The following is a 7,325-nucleotide window of genomic DNA, read 5'->3' on the forward strand; positions in this document are numbered from 1 at the left end:
CTCCGCAGCTCCTATGAGTTCCCCGCGGAAGCGGTGCGGATCGACCTGTCCAGCGGCGGGGTCACCCGGCTGCCGGCTCCTGCCGAGCGCCCCGCCTACCGCGGCGTGCTCGAGCGGGTGGAGACGGCGTCGGTCGGCGGCGAGCGGGTCCCCGGCTACCTGGCCCTGCCGGAGGGCGCCTCGGCCGGCAACCCGGCCCCGCTGCTGCTCTGGATCCACGGCGGCCCGCTGGGCTCCTGGAACGCCTGGACCTGGCGCTGGAACCCGTGGCTGCTGGTGGCCCGCGGCTATGCCGTGCTGCTCCCGGACCCGGCCCTGTCCACCGGCTACGGCCAGAACCACATCCAGCGAGGCTGGGGCGAGTGGGGCAACGCCCCCTTCCAGGACCTGATGGCGATCACCGACGTCGTCGTCCGCCGGCCGGACATCGACGAGACGCGCACAGCGGCGATGGGCGGTTCCTTCGGCGGCTACATGGCGAACTGGGTGGCCGGCCACACGGACCGGTTCAAGGCGATCGTCACGCACGCGAGCCTTTGGGCCCTGGACCAGTTCGGCCCGACCACTGACGCCGCGCAGTACTGGCTCAAGGAAATGACGGCCGAGATGGCCGCGGCGAACTCCCCGCACCGGCACGTGGAGAACATCCGCACGCCCATGCTGGTCATCCACGGCGACAAGGACTACCGGGTGCCGATCGGGGAGGGGCTCCGGCTCTGGTACGAGCTGCTCTCCAAGTCCCAGCTGGCCGCCGACGAGAACGGCGAGACCGACCACCGGTTCCTCTACTTCCCGGACGAGAACCACTGGATCCTGCAGCCGCAGCACGCCAAGGTCTGGTACGGCGTCGTCGAGCACTTCCTCGCCAAGAACCTGCTGGACAAGGATCTCCCGGTCCCGGACGAGCTGGGCCTCTGATCCCGCCCGGCGCCCCTCCCAACTAGCTCGCAGTAGTTGTCGTTTTGAGCCCTCAAAACGACAACAGGTGCGAGTCAGTTGGGTCCCGGTCCGGGCCGTTACAGGGCCGCGCCGTAGGATTGGGCTGTGACTGAGACGATCCGCATCCGCCCTGCCCGCACCAGCGACGTCGGTGCCATCAAGACCCTGGTGGCGCCCCTGGCCGAGCAGCGGATCCTGATGGCCAAGGAAACCGTCGCGTACTACGAAAGCCTCCAGGAGTTCCGGATCGCCGAGGACGGCAACGGGGAGGTGGTCGGCTGCGGGGCGCTGCACGTGATGTGGGAGGACCTGGCCGAGGTGCGCACCCTGGCCACTGCGGATACCTGGCGCGGCAAGGGCGTGGGGCACCAACTGGTGGAGCGGCTGCTGGAAGACGCAACGGCGCTGGGCATCTCCCGCGTCTTTTGCCTGACCTTCGAGGTGGACTTCTTCCGTAAACACGGCTTCGAGGTGATGGCGGACCAGACCGCGGTGGACCCGGTGGTGTACTCCGAGCTCCTGCGCTCGCATGATGAAGGCGTCGCGGAATTCCTGGACCTGGCCCGGGTCAAGCCCAATACCCTGGGCAACACCCGGATGATCCGGGCCCTGTAACCCGGAGCCTACCGCTGGCCGGGCCCCGGTAGTAGGGTCTAAGCAAGCAGCCAGGACACCATCCAGGGAGCACAGCCATGAAGAAACTCATCAACGATCCCAGGGCCGTGGTCGACGAGTCAGTGGAAGGGTTCGGGCTTGCACACGCCGACCTTGTGACCGTCCACCCGGACCCCAAATTCATCGTCCGCAAGGACGCCCCGGTGGCAGGCAAGGTTGGACTCGTCTCCGGCGGCGGCAGCGGCCACGAACCCCTGCACGGCGGCTACGTCGGGATGGGCATGCTCGACGCCGCGGTGCCCGGCGCAGTGTTCACCTCGCCCACCCCGGACCAGATCCTGCCGGCGACCCTCGCGGTGAACTCCGGCGCCGGCGTCGTGCACATCGTGAAGAACTACACCGGCGACGTGCTGAACTTCGAGACCGCCGCCGAGCTGGCCCAGGCCGAGGGGGTGGAGGTCCGCACGGTGCTCGTCAACGACGACGTCGCCGTCCAGGACTCGCTCTACACTGCGGGCCGCCGCGGCGTGGCGGGAACCGTCCTGGTCGAAAAGATCGCGGGCGCGGCCGCCGAGCGCGGCGACAGCCTCGACGCCGTCGCGGCCATCGGCGACCGCGTCAACCAGAACGTCCGCAGCATGGGCGTTGCCCTGACCGCCTGCACCGTCCCGCACGCCGGCGTGCCGAGCTTTGAGCTCGAGGACAACGAGATCGAGATCGGCATCGGCATTCACGGCGAGCCCGGCCGGCACAAGATCCCGATGGAACCCGCCGACGGGATCACGGACCGGCTGCTGGACCCCGTCGTCAGCGACCTCGGCCTCGCCTCCGGGGACAAGGTCCTGCTGTTCGTCAACGGCATGGGCGGCACGCCGCAGAGCGAGCTGTACATCGTGTACCGCCGGGCCGCGCAGCGGCTCGCGGACCAGGGGGTCACCGTGGCGCGCTCGCTGGTGGGCAACTACATCACCTCCCTCGAGATGCAGGGCTGCTCCATCACCGTCCTGCGCCTGGACGACGAAATGACCGGGCTCTGGGACGCGCCCGTCCACACGCCGGCCCTCCGCTGGGGCGCCTGAACGTGGGGCTGGGCGTCGACTGGGCGGTGCGGTGGCTGACGCTGTCCGCGGAGGCCATGGCCGAGCACCGGGTTGAGCTCATCGACCTGGACCGGCCGATCGGTGACTCCGACCACGGCGAGAACATGGACCGCGGCTTCAAGGCCGTGATGGACAAGCTCACCGAAACCCCGCCGGAAACAGCGGGCGCGGCGCTGAAGCTCACCGCCATGACCCTGATGTCGAAGGTGGGCGGCGCCGCCGGGCCTTTGTACGGAACAGCCTTCCTGCGTGCCGCGACGGCGCTCGGAGAGGTCAACGACATCGACGCCGCCACCCTGGCCACCGCCCTGCAGGCAGCCCGCGACGGCATCGTGGCGCGCGGCAAGGCCGAATCCGGGGACAAGACGATGGTGGACGCCTGGACCCCCGCGGTTGACGCCGCCGCCGCCGCTGCAGGGGACGGCGATGTCAGCAAGGTCTTGACCGCCGCCGCCGAGGCGGCCGAGGCCGGCGCGGTGTCCACCGATCCGATGCTCGCCCGCAAGGGCCGCGCAAGCTACCTGGGGGAGCGCAGCATCGGCCACCGCGACCCGGGAGCGGTCTCCAGCGCCCTGATCCTGCGTGCCGCCGCGGTGGCCGCCGAATGACAGTCGGGCTCGTCGTCGTCTCGCACAGCGAAAAGATCGCCGACGGCGCCGTTGAACTCGCCGCGCAAATGGCACCCGACGTCGTGATCATCGCCGCCGGCGGCACCGACGACGGCAGAATCGGAACCAGCCTGGAGAAGGTGATGGCCGCGCTGGAACGGGCGGCCGGGGGAAACGGCGTCGTCGTGCTGACCGATCTTGGGTCCGCCGTGATGACCGCGGAGTCCGCAATGGAATTTGCCGCCGCTCCGGACTCCATCCAGCTGGCCGACGCCCCGCTGATCGAAGGGCTCGTCGCCGCTGCGGTTTCCGCCCAGACGGGGGCCGACGCCGGGACCGTGAAGGAAGCGGCCGAAGCCGTCTACCGGCCCCCGGCCCACCCGCACGGACCCGAACACGAGCACCGGCAGCCGCCGGACGCTACTGGCGACTTCGAACTCGTCAACCAGGCAGGCATGCACGCCCGCCCGGCCGCGAAGATTGCCGGCGGCCTGGCCGGAATGGAAGTGGACGTCACCATCAACGGCGTCGACGGGGCCTCCATGACCGAGCTCATGATGCTAGGCGCAGGCAAAGGAACTGTGTTGCACATCGAAGCCAGCGGCCCGGACGCGGCCAAGGCCCTGGACTACCTCGGCAGCCTGGTCAAGGCCGGCTTCGGGGAGCCCTAAGCGGCTCAGCCCGGAAGCCGCAGCCCGGCCGGGTCCAGTTCGGCCAGGCCGTCGCTGAGCAACCCGGCGACGGCGCGTTCCAGCTGCTCCGGCGCCGAGTTCAACCGGTGCAGCGCCGCGAGCGGGACGCYGATCCCGGCGGCCTCGAAGCCCAGGTCAGCCGGTGCGCGCTCGAGAAATTCGCGGGCCACCGGCGACTCGGCCGCCCGCAGGACTGCCATCACGGCTCCGCGCACCTGCCGGTCCGTCCCGTGCCAGGCCTGCCCCTTGGGCGTGTAGGTCGGAGGAGGTTCGCCGGCGGCAAGCCACGCGCACGCGCCGCGGACGGGACAGTCGCCGCACTTCGGCGCCCGGGCCGTGCAGACGAGGGCCCCCAACTCCATCACGGCGGCGTTCCAGCGCACCGAGGCGGCGCCGTCGTTGGGCAGCAACTGCGCCGCCAGCCGCATCTCGCCGGCCGTCAGGGCGGGCGCCGGCAGCGCGGCGCCGGCGATGAGCCGGGCGTGGACCCGGCGGATGTTGGTGTCCACCACCGTCTCCCGGCGGCCGAAGGCAAAGGCGGCGACGGCGGCCGCCGTGTAGCTGCCGACGCCGGGGAGTTCGAGCAGTTCGGGGTAGTTGCCGGGAACCTGGCCGTTGTGCTGGTTGACGATCGCCGCCGCGGCAGCGTGCAGCCGGAGCGCCCGACGCGGATAGCCCAGCCTGCCCCAGGACCGGACCGCCTCGCCGGCGGGTTCCCTGGCCAGGTCAGCCGGGGCAGGCCAGCGCCGCAGCCAGTCCAACCACACGGGCAGCACTCTGACCACCGGGGTCTGCTGCAGCATGACTTCGCTGACCAGCACGCCCCAGGCGGAGCAGTCGGCGGCGCGCCACGGCAGGTCGCGGGCGGTTTCATCGAACCAGGAGTCCAGGGCAGTGTGCAGTTCGGCGAGCGGGACCGCCGCAACGGCCGGGAGGGCGGGGGAATCGGCTAAGGCTTTGATCGAATCAGCCTAATAGAGATCAGGAGCATAGTCCGGCCAGCGGCGTGGTGGGACTGCATATCCCGCCGTGTTCTCTAGCCTAGAAGGATGGTCAGGCAAGGCAAATCAGGAACGCACGGCTCGGGACAGCGGCCGTCCGCCAAGGCGAGGACCACGGGAAGACCGGCCCGGAAACCCGTTAACCCGGTTTATCGACGCCGCCGGCTCTTCGTCGGTGCCATCCTGCTGTTGGTGCTCGCCCTCGCCGTGGGCGGCTTCGCCGCAATCTCCGCCGCAATCAACGGCGCCGGCCCGGCGGCCACGGGCAGCGAAACCCCGCAGCAGGAACTGCCGGGCAGCACCCCGGCCCCCAGCCAGTCCGCGAGCCCCTCCGCGAGCCCCTCGGCCTCGGCCGCCGACTCGCCGAGCCCGACCGCGGGCTGCGACGACAAGCTCCTGACCGTCGCGGCCGCCACCGACAAGGCCGCCTACGCCGCGGGGGAGAATCCGCTGCTAACCCTCAAGGTCACCAACGGGAACCGGGTGCCGTGCGAAGTCAACCTCGGGACCTCGCAGATGGAGTACATGGTCACGAGCGGCACGGACCGGATCTTCTCGTCCGTGGACTGCCAGGCGGAAAGCAGCGACCTGGTGAAGACGATTCCGCCCGGCCAGAGCGAGACGGCGAACTTTCCGTGGGACCGCAACCGTACGGTGCAGGGATGCGCCCCGATCGCGGCCAAGCCTGCCGTAGGGACCTACGTCTTCACCGCCCGGCTGGGAAGCAAGACGAGCCCCAAGGCGATCTTCCAGCTCGGCTGACCCGCGTCCATTTGCACCATCGATTGCTCCACAGGTGCCCTTTAGCGGGCCCAAAAGGGCCGTTACGGAGCAACCGACGGGGGAGACGGCCGGGCCTTAGAGGAACCGGTCCAGCAGGCTGGCCTCGGCCATCCGGCTCAGGCCTTCGCGGACGGTCCGGGCCCGCTGGTCGCCGATGCCGTCCACGGTCATCAGGTCATCGATGGTGGCCGCCATCAGGAACTGCAACCCGCCAAAGTGGTCCACCAGGCGGTCCGCAACGGCCTTCGGCACGGCCTTGAGACCCGAGAGCAGGCGGTAGCCGCGCGGCTGGACGACGGCGTCAAGGTTCGCCTCGCCGCCGGCAAAGCCGACGATGCCCGCGATCTTGCCCAAATCGATAAGCTCGGTCGGCCCGAGGTTCACGAGGGCCTTGACGGCCTTATCGATGTCCGCGGCGCTGGCGCTGGGGCCGGAGTAGTCACGGATGATCACGTCGCTGCCCGGTCCGCGGCCCACCGTTAGTTCGTCCAGTTGGAGTGAGAGCAGGCGGCCGTCCTCGCCCAGTTCCAGCACATACTGGGAGATTTCCTCCGAGATGCGCCGCACCATCTCCTGGCGTTGCAGCGTCACGGCCACATCCCGCACGGTCACCATGGCCTCGATCTCCAGGGCGGACAGCGAACTGGTCACCTGGTCCAGGCGCGAACGGTACCGCTCCAGGGTGGCGAGGGCCTGGTTGGCGCGGGCCAGGACCTTCTCCGAACCTTCCAGGGTGTGGCGCAGGCCGTTGACGTAGAGCGCGATGATCTGCATGGACTGGCTCACGGAAATGACCGGCACGCCGGTCTGGATCGCGACGCGTTCCGCGGTCCGGTGCCGGGTGCCGGTCTCCTGGGTGTCGATGCTGGAGTCGGGGACCAGCTGCACGCCGGCGCGCAGGATGTTGCTCGCATCCTTGTCACAGACAATCGCACCGTCCATCTTGGCCAGTTCCCGCAAACGTGTGGGGGAGAAGTCGATCCCGATTTCGAAGCCGCCCGAGCAGATGGATTCGATGGTCCGGTCGATGCCCAGCACGATCAGGGCGCCGGTGCGTCCGCGGAGGATGCGCTCCAGCCCGTCCCGCAGCGCGGTCCCCGGTGCCACCCTGGCCAGCGTCGCCTTAAGTGCATCTTCGGGGCTCCGAGCCATGGGTTTTCCCTTCAAAGGTGCAGGCCGCTGCCCGCAAGTACGCCGGTTTTCATCGATCGCCGGCAAGAACAAAAGTGCCCGGTTTCCCGTAAGCACCATCATAGGGGCACGGGCGGCCGGTTTCCGCACAGTCAAGGGTCAAAGTGGCCCATTCCAAACCGTCGGGCGGCACCTCTCAAGCGGCAACTCGCGGCCTCCCTCAAACTGCATTTTGAGCCGCAGCACCGGCGCCAACCCGGCCGCGTCGCTGCCTGCGATAAACTTGGAGCCTTGGGTGTACCGCGGGCTCTCCGCGCCGTGACCCGTCCAAAGCCGCAGCGAAAGTAGCACCGTGTCTCAAGAAGTCCACAGCCCCGCCCGAGTCCACAAGATTCACCAGCAGGCTGCCCGACGCCGGACCTTCGCAGTCATCTCCCACCCCGACGCCGGCAAGTC

The 7,325-nt window shown here is 69.5% G+C and carries 8 protein-coding genes; 6 read left to right on the forward strand and 2 right to left on the reverse strand.

Annotated elements, in window-relative coordinates; translation table 11 throughout:
- From AB4Y86_RS07970 to dhaM, 5 genes are all read left to right on the forward strand, one after another.
- On the forward strand, window positions 1–918 hold a 918-nt coding region (locus tag AB4Y86_RS07970), incomplete at its 5' end, for an alpha/beta hydrolase family protein (protein WP_441401680.1).
- A 126-nt stretch (window positions 919–1,044) separates the two neighbouring features.
- Window positions 1,045–1,554 (forward strand): amino-acid N-acetyltransferase, encoded by a 510-nt coding sequence (locus AB4Y86_RS07975; protein WP_441401682.1) that lies wholly within the window; start codon window positions 1,045–1,047, stop codon window positions 1,552–1,554.
- A 77-nt stretch (window positions 1,555–1,631) separates the two neighbouring features.
- Window positions 1,632–2,633: a dihydroxyacetone kinase subunit DhaK gene (dhaK, locus tag AB4Y86_RS07980; protein WP_441401684.1), complete on the forward strand. Its 1,002-nt coding sequence runs from the start codon at window positions 1,632–1,634 to the stop codon at window positions 2,631–2,633.
- A 2-nt stretch (window positions 2,634–2,635) separates the two neighbouring features.
- Window positions 2,636–3,262 carry a dihydroxyacetone kinase subunit DhaL gene (dhaL, locus tag AB4Y86_RS07985; protein ID WP_441401686.1) on the forward strand — a complete coding sequence of 209 codons (627 nt, stop codon included), beginning with the start codon at window positions 2,636–2,638 and terminating at the stop codon, window positions 3,260–3,262.
- The gene (gene dhaM / locus AB4Y86_RS07990; protein WP_441401688.1) at window positions 3,259–3,933 is read left to right on the forward strand and encodes a dihydroxyacetone kinase phosphoryl donor subunit DhaM; all 675 of its coding nucleotides are present in this window, start codon (window positions 3,259–3,261) and stop codon (window positions 3,931–3,933) included. Before dhaL ends, dhaM begins: the two co-directional genes overlap by 4 nt.
- A 5-nt stretch (window positions 3,934–3,938) precedes the next feature.
- Here dhaM and AB4Y86_RS07995 read toward each other — a convergent pair whose 3' ends face one another.
- Window positions 3,939–4,775, reverse strand: coding sequence for an A/G-specific adenine glycosylase (locus tag AB4Y86_RS07995; protein WP_441401690.1), 837 nt, complete (start codon window positions 4,773–4,775; stop codon window positions 3,939–3,941).
- Between the two features lie 228 nt (window positions 4,776–5,003).
- Between AB4Y86_RS07995 and AB4Y86_RS08000 the strand changes: the two genes are divergently transcribed.
- Complete coding sequence (locus AB4Y86_RS08000) at window positions 5,004–5,717, forward strand: hypothetical protein (protein ID WP_441401691.1); 714 nt, start codon at window positions 5,004–5,006, stop codon at window positions 5,715–5,717.
- Window positions 5,718–5,813: 96 nt separating this feature from the next.
- Here AB4Y86_RS08000 and disA read toward each other — a convergent pair whose 3' ends face one another.
- Window positions 5,814–6,890, reverse strand: a complete 1,077-nt coding sequence (disA, locus tag AB4Y86_RS08005) for a DNA integrity scanning diadenylate cyclase DisA (RefSeq protein ID WP_441401693.1) — start codon at window positions 6,888–6,890, stop codon at window positions 5,814–5,816.
- Between the last annotated feature and the right edge of the window lie 435 nt (window positions 6,891–7,325).

This window comes from Arthrobacter sp. 2YAF22_2 (assembly GCF_052114645.1).
Lineage (GTDB): Bacteria > Actinomycetota > Actinomycetes > Actinomycetales > Micrococcaceae > Arthrobacter.

What these genes read in the sequence shown, in the direction of transcription:
- dhaK (WP_441401684.1), top strand. Translation starts at nt 1,632, where the DNA reads ATGAAGAAACTCATCAACGATCCCAGGGCCGTGGTCGACGAGTCAGTG.
- dhaM (WP_441401688.1), top strand. Translation starts at nt 3,259, where the DNA reads ATGACAGTCGGGCTCGTCGTCGTCTCGCACAGCGAAAAGATCGCCGAC.
- AB4Y86_RS08000 (WP_441401691.1), top strand. Translation starts at nt 5,004, where the DNA reads ATGGTCAGGCAAGGCAAATCAGGAACGCACGGCTCGGGACAGCGGCCG.
- disA (WP_441401693.1), bottom strand. Translation starts at nt 6,890, where the DNA reads ATGGCTCGGAGCCCCGAAGATGCACTTAAGGCGACGCTGGCCAGGGTG.